General features: G+C 60.0%; 20 protein-coding genes. 12 read left to right on the forward strand and 8 right to left on the reverse strand.

Features of this window, described 5'->3' with window-relative positions; genetic code table 11:
- Positions 1-148: 148 nt before the first annotated feature.
- Both ACMRQN_RS05335 and ACMRQN_RS05340 read left to right on the forward strand, forming a co-directional pair.
- Complete coding sequence (locus tag ACMRQN_RS05335) at positions 149-721, forward strand: hypothetical protein (RefSeq protein WP_418734113.1); 573 nt, start codon at positions 149-151, stop codon at positions 719-721.
- Between the two features lie 16 nt (positions 722-737).
- Complete coding sequence (locus tag ACMRQN_RS05340; RefSeq protein ID WP_418734114.1) at positions 738-2,840, forward strand: BspA family leucine-rich repeat surface protein; 2,103 nt, start codon at positions 738-740, stop codon at positions 2,838-2,840.
- Here the strand turns inward: ACMRQN_RS05340 and ACMRQN_RS05345 are convergent.
- The 4 genes from ACMRQN_RS05345 to ACMRQN_RS05360 are packed head-to-tail and all read right to left on the reverse strand — an operon-like array spanning position 2,780 to position 4,985.
- Positions 2,780-3,154 carry a fluoride efflux transporter FluC gene (locus ACMRQN_RS05345; RefSeq protein ID WP_418734115.1) on the reverse strand — a complete coding sequence of 125 codons (375 nt, stop codon included), beginning with the start codon at positions 3,152-3,154 and terminating at the stop codon, positions 2,780-2,782. The genes ACMRQN_RS05340 and ACMRQN_RS05345 overlap by 61 nt on opposite strands.
- Positions 3,151-3,774 (reverse strand): fluoride efflux transporter FluC, encoded by a 624-nt coding sequence (locus ACMRQN_RS05350; RefSeq protein WP_418734116.1) that lies wholly within the window; start codon positions 3,772-3,774, stop codon positions 3,151-3,153. Before ACMRQN_RS05350 ends, ACMRQN_RS05345 begins: the two co-directional genes overlap by 4 nt.
- Positions 3,774-4,481: a 5'-methylthioadenosine/adenosylhomocysteine nucleosidase gene (locus ACMRQN_RS05355; RefSeq protein ID WP_418734117.1), complete on the reverse strand. Its 708-nt coding sequence runs from the start codon at positions 4,479-4,481 to the stop codon at positions 3,774-3,776. Before ACMRQN_RS05355 ends, ACMRQN_RS05350 begins: the two co-directional genes overlap by 1 nt.
- Before the next feature lie 9 nt (positions 4,482-4,490).
- Positions 4,491-4,985 (reverse strand): S-ribosylhomocysteine lyase, encoded by a 495-nt coding sequence (locus ACMRQN_RS05360; RefSeq protein ID WP_418734118.1) that lies wholly within the window; start codon positions 4,983-4,985, stop codon positions 4,491-4,493.
- 319 nt (positions 4,986-5,304) lie between these two features.
- Between ACMRQN_RS05360 and ACMRQN_RS05365 the strand changes: the two genes are divergently transcribed.
- Entirely contained in the window at positions 5,305-5,715 is a 411-nt protein-coding gene (locus ACMRQN_RS05365; protein ID WP_418734119.1) for a hypothetical protein, read from the forward strand.
- Between the two features lie 132 nt (positions 5,716-5,847).
- Here ACMRQN_RS05365 and ACMRQN_RS05370 read toward each other — a convergent pair whose 3' ends face one another.
- Both ACMRQN_RS05370 and ACMRQN_RS05375 read right to left on the reverse strand, forming a co-directional pair.
- Positions 5,848-7,140: a type II toxin-antitoxin system HipA family toxin gene (locus ACMRQN_RS05370; RefSeq protein ID WP_418734120.1), complete on the reverse strand. Its 1,293-nt coding sequence runs from the start codon at positions 7,138-7,140 to the stop codon at positions 5,848-5,850.
- Complete coding sequence (locus ACMRQN_RS05375) at positions 7,137-7,463, reverse strand: helix-turn-helix domain-containing protein (protein ID WP_418734121.1); 327 nt, start codon at positions 7,461-7,463, stop codon at positions 7,137-7,139. The genes ACMRQN_RS05370 and ACMRQN_RS05375 overlap by 4 nt, the downstream gene beginning before the upstream one ends.
- 535 nt (positions 7,464-7,998) lie before the next feature.
- Here ACMRQN_RS05375 and ACMRQN_RS05380 point away from each other — a divergent pair.
- The 9 genes from ACMRQN_RS05380 to yfcE all read left to right on the forward strand — a co-directional run bounded on the left by ACMRQN_RS05380 (position 7,999) and on the right by yfcE (position 17,203).
- Positions 7,999-8,685: a DEAD/DEAH box helicase gene (locus ACMRQN_RS05380; protein ID WP_418734122.1), complete on the forward strand. Its 687-nt coding sequence runs from the start codon at positions 7,999-8,001 to the stop codon at positions 8,683-8,685.
- Between the two features lie 21 nt (positions 8,686-8,706).
- Complete coding sequence (locus ACMRQN_RS05385; protein WP_418734123.1) at positions 8,707-10,092, forward strand: helicase-related protein; 1,386 nt, start codon at positions 8,707-8,709, stop codon at positions 10,090-10,092.
- On the forward strand, positions 10,093-11,517 hold the full coding sequence (locus tag ACMRQN_RS05390) for a hypothetical protein (RefSeq protein WP_418734124.1): 1,425 nt from the start codon (positions 10,093-10,095) through the stop codon (positions 11,515-11,517).
- A gap of 120 nt (positions 11,518-11,637) precedes the next feature.
- Entirely contained in the window at positions 11,638-12,912 is a 1,275-nt protein-coding gene (locus ACMRQN_RS05395) for an ArsB/NhaD family transporter (RefSeq protein WP_418734125.1), read from the forward strand.
- Between the two features lie 98 nt (positions 12,913-13,010).
- Positions 13,011-13,547 (forward strand): VanZ family protein, encoded by a 537-nt coding sequence (locus tag ACMRQN_RS05400; protein WP_418734126.1) that lies wholly within the window; start codon positions 13,011-13,013, stop codon positions 13,545-13,547.
- A gap of 87 nt (positions 13,548-13,634) precedes the next feature.
- Complete coding sequence (locus ACMRQN_RS05405; protein WP_418734127.1) at positions 13,635-14,669, forward strand: threonine aldolase family protein; 1,035 nt, start codon at positions 13,635-13,637, stop codon at positions 14,667-14,669.
- A gap of 93 nt (positions 14,670-14,762) precedes the next feature.
- Positions 14,763-15,287: a nitroreductase family protein gene (locus ACMRQN_RS05410; RefSeq protein ID WP_418734128.1), complete on the forward strand. Its 525-nt coding sequence runs from the start codon at positions 14,763-14,765 to the stop codon at positions 15,285-15,287.
- The gene (locus ACMRQN_RS05415) at positions 15,288-16,523 is read left to right on the forward strand and encodes an SLC13 family permease (RefSeq protein ID WP_418734129.1); all 1,236 of its coding nucleotides are present in this window, start codon (positions 15,288-15,290) and stop codon (positions 16,521-16,523) included.
- Between the two features lie 116 nt (positions 16,524-16,639).
- The gene (gene yfcE / locus ACMRQN_RS05420; RefSeq protein WP_418734130.1) at positions 16,640-17,203 is read left to right on the forward strand and encodes a phosphodiesterase; all 564 of its coding nucleotides are present in this window, start codon (positions 16,640-16,642) and stop codon (positions 17,201-17,203) included.
- 71 nt (positions 17,204-17,274) lie between these two features.
- Here the strand turns inward: yfcE and ACMRQN_RS05425 are convergent, their stop codons facing one another.
- Together ACMRQN_RS05425 and ACMRQN_RS05430 are read right to left on the reverse strand one after the other, a co-directional pair.
- Entirely contained in the window at positions 17,275-17,697 is a 423-nt protein-coding gene (locus tag ACMRQN_RS05425) for a flavodoxin (RefSeq protein ID WP_418734131.1), read from the reverse strand.
- Between the two features lie 110 nt (positions 17,698-17,807).
- Positions 17,808-18,500, reverse strand: a complete 693-nt coding sequence (locus ACMRQN_RS05430) for a DUF3793 family protein (RefSeq protein ID WP_418734132.1) — start codon at positions 18,498-18,500, stop codon at positions 17,808-17,810.
- Positions 18,501-18,931: the final 431 nt, after the last annotated feature.

The raw sequence follows: 18,931 nt of genomic DNA on the forward strand, positions 1-18,931 counted from the left end.
CGGATGGGGCAGGTTGCCAGACTCCTTTACGAGAAGCAAGGCTCTCATCGGCCATGTCGGCAACCCTGCCCGCCAGAATCTGCATTGCATCCATAAGCATTCGATAAAAGGCTTAAAAATGCAACGACTTAAAGATAGGAGTCCTTCCATGGACGCAATCAGCAACCGAAGCCTCAAGGCGCGCGTGGGTGCGCTGGCTGTAAGCCTCGTCATGGCAACCGCCATCGCAACCCCCGCCCTCGCTTTCGCCGATGGCGCTACCTCTCAGTCGACGGACGTCACCATCCAGTCTGTGACCCCCGACCCCTCCGGCGACAACCTGTCGTTCTCGGTGCCGACGCAAATCCCCTTCGTCGCCAAGGCAGACGGCACGATGCTGGCCCCCTCTGCAGATACCCTGCAGATTCAGAACAAGTCGGTCTTCCCGATTCACGTGGTGAATATGGCCGTCACCGAGCAGTCGCCGTTCAAGCTCGTCGCTGACGTGACGGTGGGCACCACCGCGAACGCCTTCCAGTTCACGGTCAACGGCTTGCAGGCCGCCGCGTCCGTCGATACTTCTGTCAATGCGGCGTGGAACATGGGCTATGCCACTTCCGCAAACGACATGATCTCCCTCGACATCACCGATGCGAAGATCGCACGCGTGACCTCTGACATCTCGACGCCCCAAAAGGCTGCGACCATCACCTGGACCGTCGCTTCTGGCGCTGCGCAGTAGCAAATAGTCGCATCACATGCATCACGTGCGGGCAATAACGGGAATATGGCATGCTGCCGCGGTCTTATTCGCGGCAGCTTTTGCGGTGGCATGGTGCCTCGCCTTCCCCTTTGTGCCCGCATACGCTGACGAGGGCGGGGCTGGCGCGTCAGCAGACGATGATACGATCGTGGTGACCATGCCCACGACCGTGCCGTGTGCGCTGCTCTCCGACGGGACGGTTGCGACGCCGACTTCGTGGAAGGTGGAGAACTCGGGAAGCACCCCGGCGCGTCTTGCCATGGCCACGGCGACTACCGCCTACGACGGCATCTCAGTTTCAGCGAAGTCGGGCAGCTCGACGCTGCTCGATTATTCAGGAGGCTTCGCGTCCTACGACCCGACGATGATCGTCCCCGTGCAAGGCTCGCTCGATGTGAGCTGGGCGGTGTCCCGTCTCGATCCCGCTGTGCATGCCGCCCTATTCGAGCAAGCAGCCCAGCATCCCGTGACGCTGCTTTCGGCGTCGTTTCTCTTCTGCGCTCAGTCGACAGAACCGAGCGCTTCGGACTCCGTCCCGTTCGCAGTCTATTCGGAAGACGACGCCTCGCTCACCTTCTATAAGCGCCGCGCCCTGCCCGTCGAGGGAAGCGTCTTCGAGGGCAAGACGGCGACAGCGGTGTACGCAAATATCCAGAATACGAAGAGCACTCCGCCGTGGAAGGGCGTCGCGAGCAAGATAAAGCGCGTCGCGGTCGTCGATGGCGGCATCGCCCCGCAGACGATGTATGCGTGGTTCTTCGAGTGCAACAACCTCTTATCGGTCAACCTGTCTAGGCTCGACACGTCGAAAACAACAAGCTTAGGATATGCCTTCTCAAGGTGCAAATCTCTCACTGACCTCGACCTTTCCGCCCTCGACACGAGCTCTGTCAGGTCGTTTGCCGACGTGTTCCAGGATTGCTCGTCGCTTCGGAGTGTAAACCTTGCGGGTTGGAACACGTCGAGCGGAAAAGACTTCAGGCAGATGTTCTATCGATGTGCTTCCCTCGAAGAGATTGATATCTCGTCGTTCAAGACGTCTGCTTCGACCTCGTTCGAGCAGATGTTCTACGGTTGCAGCTCGCTTAGGTCCCTCGATTTGTCGCACTTTGACACGGGAAGCGCGACCACCTTCGCGTCGATGTTCTACAACTGCGCCTCGCTTGCCACTCTCGATGTGTCGACGTTCGACACCACCTCCGCCACCGATCTCTCGCAGGCGTTCTATGGGTGCAAGTCTTTGACCGAGCTCGACCTGTCGAGGGCGTCGACAGCCAAGGTGCAGACATTCTATGGGATGTTCTCGGGCTGCTCGGGGCTTAAGCGGATTGACCTTTCGCTTTTCGATACGTCGTCCGCGGTCAACCTGAGCTATCTGTTCGCGGATTGCTCCAAGCTCGAAGCGGTGAATTTCGCTGGAATCAATACGTCGTCCGTCATCGACTTCAACCATATGTTCTCGGGATGCAGCTCGCTTGCTTCGCTCGATCTGTCCTCATTCGATACGGCGGCGGCGAACAATTTGAGTTACCTCTTCTTCGGCTGCTCCTCGCTTCGGGCGCTCGATCTGTCCTCGTTCGACACATCGAATGTGGAGACCATGGTGTACCTGTTCGAGGGATGCTCAAAGCTTGCAGAGGTGACGCTCGGCGAGTCGTTTGCCTGGGTTGGTTCCAAGTGCTTTCTGCCGCAGCCGAGCGCTGCGGACATCCCCGGAGCGGACGGCCTGTGGCATGCGGCATCGGATGGGGCCTCCTATCGGCCTTCCGCCGTGCCGGGCAACAAGGCGGACACATATCGTGCAGTTGCGTCTGGTGGGGAAGGCGACGCCGCGGAAGATGACGCGGATGTCGCGAACGGAGCGGATTCCGCGGACGCTGCGGAAAACGCGAACGGTGCGGGCGCCGCAGAAGATGCGAGCAATGCGGGACGCGCAGACTCTGAGAGCGCTGCGGACGCCGCAGGTGGCGCGAGCGCCCCGAATAGCAGAAACCTCGCCATCGCCGCGGAAGGCATGATGGCGGCTGGGCGCGAGGACTACATAACCGTGCTTGCGATGGCGAACCCGATCGCTGCGGCGCCGAGGGTGCTCGCGTAAGTTGCGGCAAGGTATCCTGCGCCGAGTGCACGCTTGCCGCCAAGGACAAGCTCCACCGCCTCGTAGTTCATGGTCGACAGGGTGGAGAACCCGCCGAGAAATCCCATGGTCGCCGCGAGGTAGAGAACCTCGTTAAGATCAGCCTGAACCGCCAAGGCGATTCCCGCCAAAGTACACGAGCAGATGTTGATGATGAGCGTCGCTGTGGGGAAATCCCCGTGCGTGCGTGCCTTGAGAAAGCCCGTTGCCTTACTGCGGCAAAGCGCTCCTAAGGCACCTCCGAATCCTACGGCGACAAGCAGAAGAGGACTCATCGTTTGCCTCCCTCATCTTTGGGGGAGGAATCCTCCGCAGTTGGGTTATCCTCGCAACGCCTGCCCCATTCCTGCGCGAAGGCGCTTCGGGCTTGGCTTCTGGCTCTATCGGCTTCCCTCATCGCCCTTGCTCGGCGTGCGGCGTGTGCCCGATGGATGGCCTCGCGGCGCCGTTCGATGCGTGCAAGGCGCCATGCGTCGAGGCCGCGGCATGCGGCGTGCCCCGCAAGCGAGGCGAGAAACGTCGTCGTGAGCGTTGCTACGATATAGGCTGCCCACAGTCCGACCTCGCCTGCCTGCAGAAAAGCGAAGCACTCGGTCGAGAACGCCGATATCGTGGTGAAGGCGCCCACAAGCCCTACGCCGAGCGACTTCACGAGAGCGCCCGGCAGGTGCATGCGACGCCCCACGTACTGGTTCACCAGTTCCAGCACGAAGCAGCCGAAGATGTTGATGACGAGCGTTGCCGCAGGAAAGCCGCCGTTTGCGGGCAGCGCACATTCCAGAAGGTAGCGAAGCGAGGCGCCGATGAATCCCATGACCAAGATTAGCGGCGTGAGCGCTCCCTTGCGGCGTAACAGCTTTTGCGCGCGGGCGGCGGTATGCGTTTGGGCGGTCATTACACGAGGTGGCCTATCATCCGCGTGACGAGCGCAGCGCATTGGCGCGCCGCCTGCGCCTCGAAGGTGGGGTAGTCGATGTAATCGGTGCCGTCCGCTTTGTCGGAGATTGCGCGCACGATGGCGAAGGGAACGCGGTTCAGCCAGCAGACCTGGGCAATCGCCGCGCCTTCCATCTCGCAACAGCTCGCGTCGAACGTGTCGGCGATGCGGTTTTTGTCGGCATCCTCGCGCACGAAGACATCGCCCGAGGCCACGCGGCCCTCCCAGGTTTGGATGCCGAGCTCGGCTGCGGCGTCCACCGCGGCGCGCCGGAGCGCCTCGTCGGCGGGGAAGGCGAGCGTGGACAGCCCCGGCGTTTGCCCCAGGGCGTAACCTAAGTTCCCCACGTCCATCAGGTGGTTCACGGCGTCGGTCGCCACCACGATGTCCCCGATGTCGATCGAGGCGTCAAGCGATCCTGCGACGCCCGTGTTCACCACACCGCGTACGGCGAAGCGGTCGATGAGCAGCTGCGTGTGGGCGGCCGCGTTCACCATGCCGACGTCGCACTGTGCGACGACGACGGGCACGCCCGATAAGGTGCCGGTGAAAAACGAGAGCTGCCCGGTGCGGGAGGTCTCGACCGCGCCCTCTGCAGTCATGCTCTCTTTCAGCAGCTCAACTTCGACGTCCATTGCGCCGATGATGCCGATAGGGTTCTCCATCGATATGTCCTAGTCCAGAAGAGCCGGATAATGCGTGTGTGCGTCGTCGAGCACGGAAAGCGTGTCGGCCACGTAGTGTCGTGCCCACCATTTCGCCTGAGCCAGGTCGGAATCGTGGTAGTTGCCGCATTCTTCGGGCTTTGCGCCGGGAATCTCGCCCTCGAAGTCGCGCGCGAACTCGAACAGGCGAAGCACGAGGTCTGCCACGTCGGTGGGTTCATAGGCGCCGAACAGCACAAGGTAGAACCCGGTGCGGCAGCCCATGGGGCCGAAGTAGATCACGCGGTCCTTCCATTCCGCATCGTTGCGCAGGAAGGTGGCGCCGAGGTGCTCGATCGCGTGCACGGCGGCGGTGTCCATCACCGGCTCGCGGTTCGGCGCTGTCATGCGCAGGTCGAAAGTGGTGGTTACGCAGCCGGTCTTCTCATCGGCGTCGCTGCGCGATACGTAGACGCCGGGCTCGAGCTTGGTATGGTCGACGGAAAAGCTTGCAATTCGTTCCATGGATTGGCTCCTTTGAAGGTTGTTATAGTTGGAAGGATATACGATTCGCCGATGCGTGCAAGCGTGCTCCCCGTTGTCGGCATTGCTGGGTGCGGCGCGGGGTCGGTTCGCCACAAAATCCACTTGGATCGGTTGGCTTCGCGGTGTGGGGCTGGGCCGTCCGTTCGCCGCGTTCTTCAAAGTAACGAAAGGAGTTCGACTTACAGAAAGATGGGCCCGATGTCCCAAAAGCTTCACCTTTGGGACTCACCCGTCGGTTTTCGCGCGGACTCCTGTATCCTTATGCATAACAATAAGTTGGCAACAGCAGGGAGGGTCTATGAAAACCAGTTCACAGACAGCGCTGAAGGTCCTGTCGATTATCGGCATCGTCGTGGGAGCGATTATCGCTGTTGCGGGAATCGTGCTCACCGTGGGCGCTAACGGTTTTGTCATGTCCCAGGCGAGTTCTTCCGGTGCCGGTGTTGCGGTATTAGGCACGATCGGCGGTGTGGTCCTTATCGTGGCCGGCGCTTTCGACATCGTCGTCGGCGCGTTCGGCGTGCGCGGTGCAAACGACCCGTCGAAGATCGGCGTGTTCTGGGTGCTGTGCATCATCGGCATCGTGTTCAACGCGCTCGGCCTCATCATGGAGGCGACCGGTTCGGGTATCAGTGCCAGCAGCCTGATCGGCACCCTGTTTGTGGTCGTCCTGTTCATCCTTGCGAACAACATCAAGAAGCAGGCGTAAAGCCTCGCTTGCCATATCTGGAAGAAAGAGTCTTGCTTGCAAGGGGAGCCCGCAGGCGGCAATGCCGCAAGCGGGCTTCACTTCGTTTCAGTGGGTTAAGATGTGGGTTGTGAATCTCGTAGCGACGAATAGCTACAACCGTGCTTTTGTCTTCTTGCATAGTTGCGCAATAGGTTCCTCCATGTGCGACCTGAGCTCTTTTGCGGATGGGGCGGACGCAGTGTCCTTCAAGTGGTCGAACACTTCTGCAAGCTTAGCGGGAATGATGTCGGCATAGAGCGACATCAGCTCGGCGCATCCTTCGGAGGTGATACCGATATCGTCCAGACGGGATTGCCTTACGAGTTTGCTCAGGTTGTTGGCTGAGACGCATCCAGCTCGGTTTTCTCCGCCTATCGACATCGCGAGTTTCGGCGGCTTTGTTTTCCACGTGCTGAGCTTTACGTAGGGCGCGATTGAAGCGACATCGTACATGGGTGCCAGCCGATGTTCTCCATTTGCTTCGAGCATGATGGAATAGTTCTTCGCGTGGGCGTCGGTCGCGGCGATGAGACAATTGAAAAAGTGCATCTGCAAAAAATTCGCCACATTGTTTTGCGCTGTGCTGCCGGTGGACCTCAGAAGTTCGAGGACAGCGGTGCAGCCCGGGCCGCCAGAATCGGTGTATTTGCTTTCTGGCAGGCATCCGAGCGCCTGACAGAGGTCTTCCTGATGTAACCGCTTCACGACGCCGCCGCTGGCTAGACGATCGTATCGCTCGATTACTATCGCGGGCTCGATTCCCTCCTCGCCTTCAAACTCATGGTACTCGACTTGGGCAGCGTTGACTCCGCAAGCTGCGGCAAGGCGCATGCAAACATACTCGTTTAGGGCCTGATGGGATAATCCCCTGACGCCGCTTTTAAAGATGTGCGTGGTGGCTGCCGCTCCCTCGCAGGAGAACCACTCACCACCTTGCCTTCTGAGCGCGAATTTGCTCTGTTGGCCGCCAAGGCTCCAGTGCTCATTATTTGCGAGCCATCCGGAGCCTTCCTCGCGGCCAGCTGAAAGCCTCCGCGCGATTTCCGCACTGTCGATGGGGACGAGCTTCTCCTCTCGCGCTGCATTCCCTCCTGGCGGGCAGAACTGGACGGCACCGGGGCAGTCCAGACCGATGACGCTCAAGAGCGCAAAGGGGTTGTTCGGTGAAACTTCTGCATTCGCGGCAACAGCTTTCCTTGCAGCCTGGTCTTCGGGGAGAAGGCCCCAAAGATACGGGCGCACGGTTTTGTCGCGGTAGGTTCGAGTCGACAGCGGCATTGCCGAGGAGAGCGGTACGCCTCGATATCCTTGAAGGTAGGCGAACGAAAGCTGGCCGGAGTTGTCTTGCGAGAGCATGCCGGCGTGCTCTCCCGAAATTAGTACATCCAATTCTTCGCTCATCATTTTGCCTTTCCTGTGAGAATCGCTAGGGCGTCGAAGCCGTTATCGCAATGCGGAGAGGCGTCGGTCGGTTCTGCTCCCAGTTCTTCCTTTTGGGCCTTGAAGCACGGAAGGTCGCCTTTGTCTATTCGCAGGTCGAGGCCGAGCGCTCCCAGGACTGCTGTCAATTTATCCAGTTGAACGCCAGGATTTTGACCGAGCTCCAGCGACCACAGGCATCGCTTCGAGACTCCAGCTGCCTCGGCTACCTGCGCCTGGGTCAAGCCGAGTTCTGCTCGGCGGTCCTTAATCGCATAGCCGATTTCAAGTGCGTCTATCACCAGCATATCCTCTCGTTTGTCTGCGAGGAATAACTCATTCGCATAATTCTGCGACAATAATAGCTCGCAAAATTATGCGAGTCAATCAATTCGCAACATTTTGCGAATTGTATAGAGCGCTCACGCCTGTCGCGCCTCGTGCCGGCCTCGCCCGCCGCCCCGTCGCGTTCCGCACCTGCCGTTACCGCCCGCCGGCGCCATGGAGGAGTTCAAGCGCCTCTCCGCGCACGGTGCGGGCTTCATCGGCTCCATCGATACGTGCCTCGTGCAGTCGCACACCGTCGTCGATCACCCCTCCGACGGCGGCTATTGGCTGTAAGGTATTGCGACCCTGTCTGGGGTCACAAGGAGAAAGCGGGCCTCGTGCTCGCTTTTTCTTTTGCCATGGTTCACCGTGACGAACTTCGGAGCCGGCATGCTTCGAGGGCGACGCGACAAATCATTCTGCTATCAGCAAAGGTTTGCGGTAACTGGGAAGCATCCTTATGGGAAAATAGGCTCGTCGAAGCAACGGACTGCCCGCATGGTCGAGGAGGCAAGCATGGGAAGAACGCTTGAGAGGCAATTCATCCAAGAACGCGCGTATTCGATTCTCAAGAATGCGTACGGTCCGGCCGCGCAGTTCCACCCCGGACAGCTCGATGCCATCGTGTCCGTGGTTTCCGGCCGCGATTCGCTTGTGGTCGAGAAGACCGGTTGGGGAAAGTCCCTTGTCTATTTCATCGCTACGAGGATCTTGCGGGAAAACGGAGCAGGCCCGACTCTTATCATCAGCCCGCTTCTGGCGCTTATGGAAAACCAGGTCGAATCCGCTCGAGCATTCGGGGTCGATGCGGTAACGGTGAACTCCGACAACAAAGACCAGTGGAACGATATCTACCGCAACCTCAATCGCATCGATGCTCTTATCGTCTCGCCCGAGCGGCTCTCAAACGAGCAGTTCATGAAGCATTTGGCAGAGGTGTCGGGAATCGAGTTGGTGGTGGTCGACGAGGCTCACTCGATATCGGATTGGGGACACGACTTTCGACCGGACTATCAACGCGTCTCGAAGATCATAGACGGCCTGCCCGGCAGCGTCACCGTCTTGGGAACGACGGCCACGGCGAACGATCGGGTTATCGCCGACATCAAGGAACAAATGGGCGGCAACCTGGAGATAGTCCGGGGCGACCTCATTCGAGAGAACTTAGCAATCCAGGTCAATCCGCCGCAAACCAGAGAATAGCGGCTCGCTTGGCTCGCTCAGATGCTGGTCGGGGACGAGATCCTCTCGAACGGTCAGGGAATAATCTACTGTCTCACGCATTCCGATTGCACGGCCGTTGCGGATTTTCTTTCTGAGCGAGGGGTGTCAATTCTTCCCTATTACTCCGGCATGGGAGAAGACGAACGGGACGCGAGCGTCGAGAAGCAAAACCTCGCAAGTTTCGTGGCCGGTGATACCAGGGTGCTTGCCGCCACGGTGAAGCTGGGCATGGGGTACGATAAGTCGGACATTCGCTTTGTTATTCATTTCCAGCTCCCCCAAAACCTCATCGCCTACTACCAGCAAATCGGCCGAGCGGGACGCGACGGTAAGCCCGCATATGCGTTTCTCCTGCATGGGGAAGAGGACGAAGAGATTCTCAACCATTTCATCGCGACCGCGCAAGCGTCGCCCGACTTGCTGGGGAACATCGTTCATATGGCCCAATTTGGAGTGAGATATGGGGAGATGCTCGAGTCCCTCAACGTGAAGAAGGGCAAGCTTGACGAGGCCTTGAAGTACCTTCTTGTCCACGACTACCTGTATCGGGATAGATCCGTCTACCGCGCAAGTTTCGGGAAGGCGTTCGATGCGGCGGCGGAGCGGGAGAAGAGGGACCAAATCACCAAGACGCGAATCGCCGAGCACGAGGCGCTCATCGGGTATCTCGATTCGACCGACTGCTTCATGAAACACGTGGCAGCCGAGCTCGATGCCCCCGATGCTCAGGAGACGTGCGGCATCTGCGCGAACTGCCGGGGCGGCTTCATCGTGCCCGTAAGCGCGGATCAGAGCACCGTGGCGGCAGCGACTCGGTACTTGGGCGGAAGACATGGGGAAATAGCGCCGCGTAAGGTATGGGGCTCGCGCGCCCGGATCAGGCCGGAGTTGCAGATGCGGCCAGGTTGGGTGCTGTGCGCCGACTACTATTCTGCGGCGGGGCAAAAGGTCAAGGAAGGAAAGTACATTATTGGGTCTTTCTCCGACGAGCTCGTCGATGCATCGAGCAGGTTCCTGAAGGAAAAGGTTGCGTGGGAAGGCATCGACTGCGTTGTCCCGATTCCGAGCCGCAGGCATCCTCGCCTGGTGCTCGACTTCGCGAAGAGCCTCGCGGCTTCGCTGGGGGTACCCTGCGTCGAGGCCGTCCAGAAAACGTGTGACGCTGCCGAGCAGAAAATGTTGCTGAACAGCGCGCAGCAAGAGGACAACATCAGAAATTCCACTGCCGTAACCGATTCTTGGGGCGTCAGGGGGAGATCTGTCCTGCTCGTCGACGACATGGTGGATTCTCGGTGGACCTTTACCGTCATTGCGGCGAAGCTGCTGGAAGCCGGTGCTTCGAGCGTATATCCTTTTGCGCTAGTCAAAACGGGTAGCGGGGATTAAATGGACGAGAAATATACTGAAGAGCAAAAGTCTCTCATCATGCTATATGGCAATCTTCTCGGAGGATCCTTGTCTCCTGCCGAAAAGGCCGACCTTAAGCGGGCATTGGCGGCATCAGATGGCGACATTGAGGCTGCAGTGAGCACCCTTTCGCTTGATGAGAGCGCGAAGGTGCGCGGCTTGCTCGCCAAGGGTCTCAAGCTTTCTCTCGAGCTTGAGAAGCTGGGTCAACGTGGAATCTATGTCTTGTTCCCCGAGGATGGAGAGACGGGGCATCTCAGGGATTTCTTCACGTCTGAACCCCCGTTCCTGTTTGCGGTTGGAAGTAGGTCTCTCCTTGACATTGAAGACGCCGCGGTGTACCGGTCGCTGGCCGACTTCAAGGCCGCTGGTTGCGGGGGGATTCTCCTTGCCGACCGCGCCCTTGACGCCTTGCTTCGAGAGGGGGAGGTCGTCGACTCTGTCAGGTTGGGGCACGCCCTTCTCGTCTCCGACCTCGCGAAAGCTCCCGCGACTATCAAGCACTCGCCGTCCGCAGCGGTGGGTCGTGATGGTGCGGGTCTGGCGGATTGCGGCAGTGCCGGGTCGGCAGGGCGACCCGAGAAGCGTGTCTTCATTTCCGGGTCGCGTTCGCAGTGCTCGATTCCCAAGGCGGCGCAAAACTCCCTCGACGCGATCATCAAGCAGGGGATTGGAATTCTCATCGGCGACTCGGACAAGGGCGTGGACAGCGAAATCATCGATTTCCTGAGGGTGCCGCTCTACGGGCGCGTCACCCTCTACACGATATTTGGCAGCCCACGAGTCAAGCCCGAGCCTGGATGGGGTGTAAGGTCGATCAAGGCAGATGCGACCTTAAAGTCCCAGCAGCGGCAGATGGCCAAGGACCGCGCCATGGCCAATGACGCCGATTGGGGTATGGCCCTGTTCAACCCGATAGAGAAGAACCGCTATGGTGCCTTGCAGGTCAGTTCCGGAACACTGAGGAACACTATACAGATGCTGCTTCAGGGCAAGGTGGTGAAGTTCTTCTATGTGTTCGAGGGCGAGATGGCTTGTCGCAACCTGAAAAAGCTAGATGACTTAGAATCCTTGATCTTCGGCTTCGAATCCGAACGCCTCAGCAATTCCGAGGCCGAGCTCATCCTCTCCGCCAAGGGTGTTTCGCCAGGCGATGATGCGGCTAAGGTTAAGTCGAAGAAGATTATGGCGAAATACCGCTCTTTGCTAAAGGACGAGAAGAAGTTCGCAGGGTCAAACGACGGGGGAGCGGCTCCTGGGCAGGCCTCGCTGCTCGAGCTACCCGAGCAGTCCGAACGATCTGGGCGATTCTCGCAATTCGAGAAGTCTGCACGGGCTGGGCAATCCGTACAGTCCGAACGGCTCAAGCAGCCCGTGCAGCCCTCGCTGTTCGACCTCGCCTAGCCTTCTTGAAGGAGTAATTTTGCCGAATTGGGCGGGCATCTCGCTCAAATGTTGATGACAAGGCTCCCTTCTTCGTGGATACTGATTCGAATGCGAAAAATCGAACAGTAAAGGAACCGCATGGGCACAACCCAGATAATCGCCATCGTCGTGTTCGTCGTCGTCATGGTGGCAATCGTAACTGAGAAGATCCACCGTGCGCTCGCTGCCGTCGTCGGTGCAATGATCCTGCTCATCCTCCACGTGGTCAGCTTCGACGCGGCTATGGAACACGTCGATTTCAACACGCTCGGCGTCCTTTTGGGCATGATGCTCTTCGTCGCCGTGGTGAAGCTATCGGGGCTTTTCGAGTACCTGGCCATCAAGTGCGCGCGCCTTGCGAAGGGCAATCCCTGGCTGGTGATGGTGCTCTTCGTCTGCCTGACCGCGGTGCTCTCGGCCCTGCTCGACAACGTGACGACGGTTCTGCTCATCGGCCCCATGACGGTCACGGTGTGCCGCCTGCTCGACCTTGATCCCCTGCCGTTCTTCCTCGCCGAGATCATGGCCTCCAACATCGGCGGCACGGCGACCCTCATCGGCGACCCGCCCAACATCATGATCGGCTCGGCCGCGGGCCTCTCGTTCGCGGACTTCGTCATGGTCGACGCGCCGGCGGCGATCATCTGCCTCATCGTGATGATCGGGCTGTTCTATCTGCTGTTCGGCCGCAAGTTCAAAGTCGACGAGGAGCACAGGCGCGCCCTCATGGAGCGCGACGAGCGCGAGGAAATCAAGAACCCCACGCTTCTTCGTCAGAGCGTCATCATGATCATTCTCGTGACGGTGGGCTTCATGCTGCACGGTTCGCTCGGCATCGAGTCCTGCGTCGTCGCCCTCACGGCGGCGGGCATCCTCATGCTCATCTCGGGCGAGCGCATCGAGGAGGCCCTCGCACATGTGGAATGGACCACGCTCGTCTTCTTCGCGGGCCTGTTCATCGTGGTCGGCGCCTTGTCCGAGGTCGGTGTCATCGGCATGCTCGCGCAGGCTTTGATCGACGTCACGGGCGGTTCGACCTTTATCGCCATGCTCGTGCTGCTCTTCGCCTCTGCTGTCATCTCGAGCTTCCTCGACAACATCCCGTTCGTCGCCACGATGATCCCGATCTTGCTTTCCATGGAGGCGACCGGCATGGACGTCATGCCCCTGTGGTGGGCGGTGTCGCTCGGCGCCTGCCTCGGCGGCAACGGCACGCTCATTGGTGCATCGGCGAACGTCGTCATGTCCGACATCGCCAAGAAGCACGGCACTGAGATCACGTTCATGGGCTTCTTGAAATACGGCTTCCCGATTATGCTCGTCACCATCGCCGTGTCGGCTGCGTACCTTGTTGTGCGCTTCCCGCCGATGTAGAGTGTGACGGGTAAGACGGGTAAACCAAACGATCGAATCGGGGCTGGCAAAAGTGCCGGCCCCGTTTTCGTAGCGTCGAAAGAGAGAAGATAGGAATCATGTTGTCTTCTGCGTCAAATGTGCATCGCGGTCAATGCGTGCGGCTTGCGGCGTGCGTCGTGGCGCTCCTCTTGTGGATGGGGTTCATCTTCTTTATGTCGGCAAACGACGGTGACCACTCCCAGGGTATGAGCGACGGCGTGACGTCTGCCGTGCTTTCGGCGGTATGGCCGGGCTATTCCGGCATGTCGCCTGGTGAGCAGGCGGCCGTTGTGGAATCGCTCAGCTTCCCCGTGCGAAAGGCGGGACATTTCAGCGAGTACGCCGTGTTAGGTCTGCTCGTCTTCCTGACACTGCGCCAGGTTCAAGCGCTGCGGGCTTCGCAGGCGCTCCGGGGTGCTCGAAGGATCGCCCCTGCGGCGGCGGGCGCGGTGGCTATCGCTTTCGTATACGCCTGCTTCGACGAGTTTCACCAGTTGTTCGTTGCGGGCAGAAGCGGACAGCCATTCGATATCGGCGTTGATACCGCAGGCGCGCTTGTGGCGGTCGCCATTGTGGTGGCTGTGGTGCGCATGCGGGAAAGGCGCCGCGTTTAGCACGGTCTTGGTCCGCTTTCCGTGTTGGTGCGATATGCTGTTGTCCGAACAATTTGCAAACTGTTGTTTCCCGAAAGCCAGGATTCCATGATCAGACTCAACTGCGATTACTGCAAAGGCGCCCTCCCCGAGGTTCTCGAGGCGCTCCAAACTATTAACGACCAGGCGTTTTGCGGCTATGGCTGCGACGAGGTGTGCGAGCGCGCGGCTCGCCTGATTCGCGAGCGTGCAGGTGCGCCCTCGGCCGATGTGCACTTCCTCGTTGGCGGCACGCAGGCGAACTTCGTCGTCATCGAGTCCGCCCTGCGCCCATGGCAGAGCGTCATCTGCGCCGACTCGGGGCACATCAACGTGCACGAGACCGGCGCGGTCGAGCACGCGGGCCACAAGTGCGAAACCGCACCTGCTCACGATGGCAAAATCAGCGCCGACCAGGTGCGCGCCATTGCCGCAAACTGGGCGGGAAGCATCATTCCCGAACATATCACGCAGCCCAAGATGGTCTATCTTTCCATGGCGACCGAGACAGGCTCCGTCTACACGCTTGCCGAGCTCGCCGCCATCCGCGCGGTGTGCGACGAGTTCTCGCTCTACCTGTTCATCGACGGCGCGCGCCTGTCCTACGGGCTCGAGGCGATCGGCGGCGACGTTTCCCTCGAGGACATTGCCCGGCTCGCCGACGTGTTCTACTGCGGCGGCACGAAATGCGGCGCGCTGTTCGGCGAGGCCGTCGTCATCGTGAACGACGAGCTCAAGCCGCATTTCCGCGCGAACATGAAGCAGAACGGGGCCATGCTCGCGAAGGGGTGGCTGCTCGGCGCGCAGTTCGAGGCGCTCTTCACCGACGATCTCTACTTCAAGGTCGCTCGCCGCGCGAACGAGTACGCCGCGCGTGTGAAGGACGCTTGCGCGAAGGCGGGCATTCCCCTGTTCGCACAGACGACGACCAACCAGGTCTTCATCAACTTTACCGACGCTCAGTACGCGCAGATCTCCGAGCGGTTCGAGTTGGAATTCGAGGAGCGCACGGATGAGGAGCACGTCGCCATTCGCGTCTGCACGAGTTGGGCCACGCGCGAAGAGGAGATTGTTGCGCTCGAGGAGGCCATCGTGGCTTTGTAGACACTTCTCCGCAGGACGCAGTTTCACGGTGGGGTGTTGCTGCTCGCTGGGGAAAAGTTAGTGACCCGAGCTGGTCATAAAGAAAGGAACCTCATGGAAATTCTCGATACGCTGCTTCATCGCCGCAGCATCCGCAGCTTTACGGGAGGATCCATTCCCCGCGAGACGGTCGAGGCGCTTCTCGTCGCGGGCATGTCCGGCCCTGCGGGCAAGGGGAAAAAGCCCTGGCGCTTCGTCGTCGTCGAGGATGCGGAGACGATTTCCCGCCTGGCCCAAGCTCGCGATCCCAAACAGAAGCTTTTCGACACGGCGAGCCTGGTCATTGCCGTGTTCGGGGACCCCTCCATCGCCGACACGTGGGTCGAAGACTGCTCGGTTGCCATGACCAACATGCACTTGGCGGCCGATGCGCTGGGCCTTGGCAGCTGCTGGGTCCAGGCCCGCATGCGCACTGCCGCCGACGGTACACCCTCGAGCGACTATGTCAGCCGCATCCTCGGCGCACCGGAAGGCCTCTCCCTTGAAGCGATGCTCGTTGTGGGAACCATCTGCGAGCATCCGACTCCCCATACGCCCGCCGACATCGATATGTCGCTTGTGAGCTGGGAAAGCTTCTAAGTGCAACGCCTTCGCGATTTCGTGCGGCGCGAGGTCGTCCTCGTTGTCGCCGTCGTGCTCGCCGCCGCGTCGTGCATCGCCGTTCCGCCCGACGCGGCGTATTCTTCCTATATCGACTGGCACACGCTCGCGCTGCTCTTCTGCCTGATGGCCGTCGTTGCCGGGCTTCGCTCTCTCGGCGTCCTCGATTCGATGGGGAAGTGGCTCGTCTCACGGGCGAAGTCCCAGCGCGCAATCGCGTTCGCGCTTGTGGGAATCGTTTTCTTCGCGAGCATGGCGGTGACGAACGACGTGGCGCTCATCACGTTCGTTCCCCTCGCCCTCGTGACGCTTCGCGCGGCGGGCATGGAGGGTCGCGCGCTCCTCGTGGCTGCGCTCATGACGGTCGCCGCGAACCTCGGCAGCATGCATACACCTGTCGGGAATCCCCAAAACCTGTACCTGTTCACCGCTTCGGGGATGTCGGTTTCCCGCTTCCTGCTGCTCATGGCACCCTACACGGTGCTTTCCGCAGCGCTTCTAACTGGGTGCATTCTCGTGCTGTTCAGGTCGAAGCCTTGTTGCGGGGAAAAGGCTGGCAAGAACGAGGGCTGCGTTCGGGGTGCTGCTGGTGGGGGAGAGGTCGTCCCGCGGTCGTGCTGGTCCGATGGCGCTGCGCCCTACTCTGCATATGAGGCCCGCGAAGCCGCCGCCCCTGCACCCCTGTGGAAATGCAGCTGCGGACGTCTTGCAATTTACCTGGTGCTATTCTGCATCTGCCTGCTCGCAGTTGCGGGAATCGTCGATGTGCGCATAGTGCTTGCTATCGTCATCGCGATCGTCGCGCTTACTGATGCCGAGCAGCTTCGGCGCGTTGATTTCGCGCTCCTGCTCACTTTCGTGGCGCTGTTCGTCTTTGTGGGGAACATGGTGCGCATTCCGCTTGTCCATGATGCGGTGGCGGGGCTCGTGGGGCAAAATGCGGTCATCGCGGCAGTGGGCGCGAGCCAGGTGGCCAGCAACGTCCCCGCGGCCGTGCTGCTCTCCGGGTTCACGAGTCAATGGGACGCCCTCATCGTGGGCACGAATCTTGGCGGGCTTGGGACGCTCATCGCCTCGATGGCGAGCCTGATCACCTTCAAGGCGATCTCCATCGGCCGTGTGGGGGCGAAGATGCGATACTTCAAAGTGTTTACGCTGGTCAACGTGGTATTTCTGGCGGTTTTGCTCGGGTTTGCCCTGCTTTTTGGCCTATAGCCGCCCAGCAAGCCAAACACCTACCGTCGTGAGATAGGGCTTGCTGGCGTCAACTTCGCGACGACTTGCATCTCGGATAGGGTATGCTTTCGCAAAGACAAGAAAGGAGCGCCCCGATGAAGCTTTTGATTGCATCCGACATCCACGGCTCGGCGTACTGGTGCCGCGCGCTCATGGCGCGAATCGAGGCTGAATCGCCCGACACCATCGTCCTTCTGGGTGACCTTCTCTATCATGGTCCGCGAAACGACCTTCCGCGCGATTACGCGCCGAAGGAGGTGCTCGCCATGCTGAACACGCTGGCCGATCGCGTCGTTGCCGTGCGCGGCAATTGCGATAGCGAGGTCGACCAGATGGTGCTCGATTTCCCATGTATGGCCGACTACGCGATCGTGATGGACGCGACGCCTGCGGAGAGCGCAGATGGACAGCCCGCCCCAAAGGCCAAGCCGCGCCTGCTGTTCTGCACTCACGGCCACCTGTTTGGGCCGCAGAATGTGCCGCCGCTCGCGCGAGGTGCCGCCCTTCTGTACGGGCACACCCACGTGAAGGAGATTGTCTCGCGCGATGGCGTTCTCTTCGTGAACCCCGGTAGCGTTTCTCTCCCGAAGGACGGCTCGAACAGCTATGCGATTTACGAAAACGGTGCCTTTGAGCTGCGGAAACTTGTAGGGGAATAAATGCGGGCGCGCCGCGCCGCCGCCAATCCCTTTCCTTTTCGATCGGGCCCGCGCCCGCGCGGCACGGCGCCCTACTTTGCGATCAGCGTGCCAAGGCGCATGCAGTCCGCGGATGCGTCGTCGTCGGGGTAGTCCTTCGCGATGACGGAGTCGACCACGTCGACGCCCGCCTCCTCCGCGCGCTTCTCCCAAAGCTCCATCCATTCGCCGTCATTCCAATCGTAGGACCCGAACAGCGCCACCTTGCGTCCGGGAAGATGCGGCTCCACCTCGTCGTACATGGGCAAGAACTCCATCTCCTCGAGTTCCTCGTCGCCCATTGCGGGACAACCGAACGCGAAAGCGTCATAGTTATCGAGCTTGCTCGAATCGAAATCCGCAGCTTGGATGAGATCGGCCTCGCCGCCGGCGGCACGCGCGCCTTGCGCAATCAGGTCGGCCATGGCCTCGGTGTTTCCCGTGCCGCTCCAATAAACGATAGCGACTTTATTCATGATGGGTTCTCCTTGCATATCGGTTGCTATTCGGTTCCGAGCGCTTTTGTTCAGCGCTGGGCGATGTGCACGCAGGCTCCCCTCCCGCGTGCACATCGCCCAGCGTGCTCTTAACTGGCCTGGGAATAGGCTTCGTCGGCGGGGAAGGCGTCGTCGAGGATGGCGAGGCATTCCAGCGATACTCCTTCGTCGAAAAGTTCCTCATAGGCGCGCGTGCATTCCTTGTATTTGCAGAAGCACTCCTTCGCATCGCGTTCGCATGAGTACACCTTCCAGCATCCGCTGCACAGGTAGTTCTCGCCCTTGTTCTCGATGAACCCCATGACGTCCTCGAACGGGTATCCCAAAAAGAGGCCTATTTCGTGAGGGAACGCGCAAGACCCTGAAAGCGTGCTTTGCAGGTCGGTCCCGCAGATGCGCTTGTGCAGAAGCTCGATGCAGGCCGCGAGGGAGCCGGTGTCGTATCCCCCCTGTGCGAGGAAGCTTGCAACCTCAGGTTGCGAAAGGTCGCGTCGAAGCAGGTCAGGGCGGTAGACATAGAGAAGCACCCCGGATTTCCTGCGTGCCAAAAGCTCGATGCGAACGCCGCAATCGTAGAGTTTGTCGCGCGTTGCGCGCAGCGCGTAAGCCAGGTTGCGCTCATGGGTCCTCGCAGAGACTATTCCCGACTTGCTCTTGCCAAGCCCAGAGACCGACTCGTCGCGGCAGACGAACAGGCTTCCCGGCTTGATGCCAGCCAGTGTCGGCGTGCAGTGGTGTACCAGTTTTCGCTCGAACAATTTCACGTATTCGCGTTTGTCCACGGGAACGCTCCTTTTGCGTGGCTTTCTCGGAGATAGTTAGCTCTGGAAAACTTATAGTTCAGAGGTGGCCATGAGTCAAGCGTTTGGATAAAAAAGTTTGCCTTTGGTTACAATATTGCAAAAACACGATCTCCCGATTCGCGTTATCATGGACGAATTCACACGTAAGGAGACCAGCTATATGAAGTCAAGGGCTAAACCGTAGATTCTAAGACTTTTTGATTTGTTGGAACGTTGCAGCTTGAGAACCGAATATCGAATGCTTTCGGGCATGGCGAAGCGGGCGGCGTCGCCGCCTGGAGGGGCTTCGTTTCGCCCGACCCTATTTTCTTTCGGGGTCGTACGGGACCTGGTCGCGCATCACCGCGAAAACGATGTGGCACAGCTTCCTCGCCACGGCCGTGACGGCCACGCGGTGGGGCTTGCCCTCG

This window comes from Ellagibacter sp., from assembly GCF_048412355.1.
GTDB lineage: Bacteria > Actinomycetota > Coriobacteriia > Coriobacteriales > Eggerthellaceae > Ellagibacter.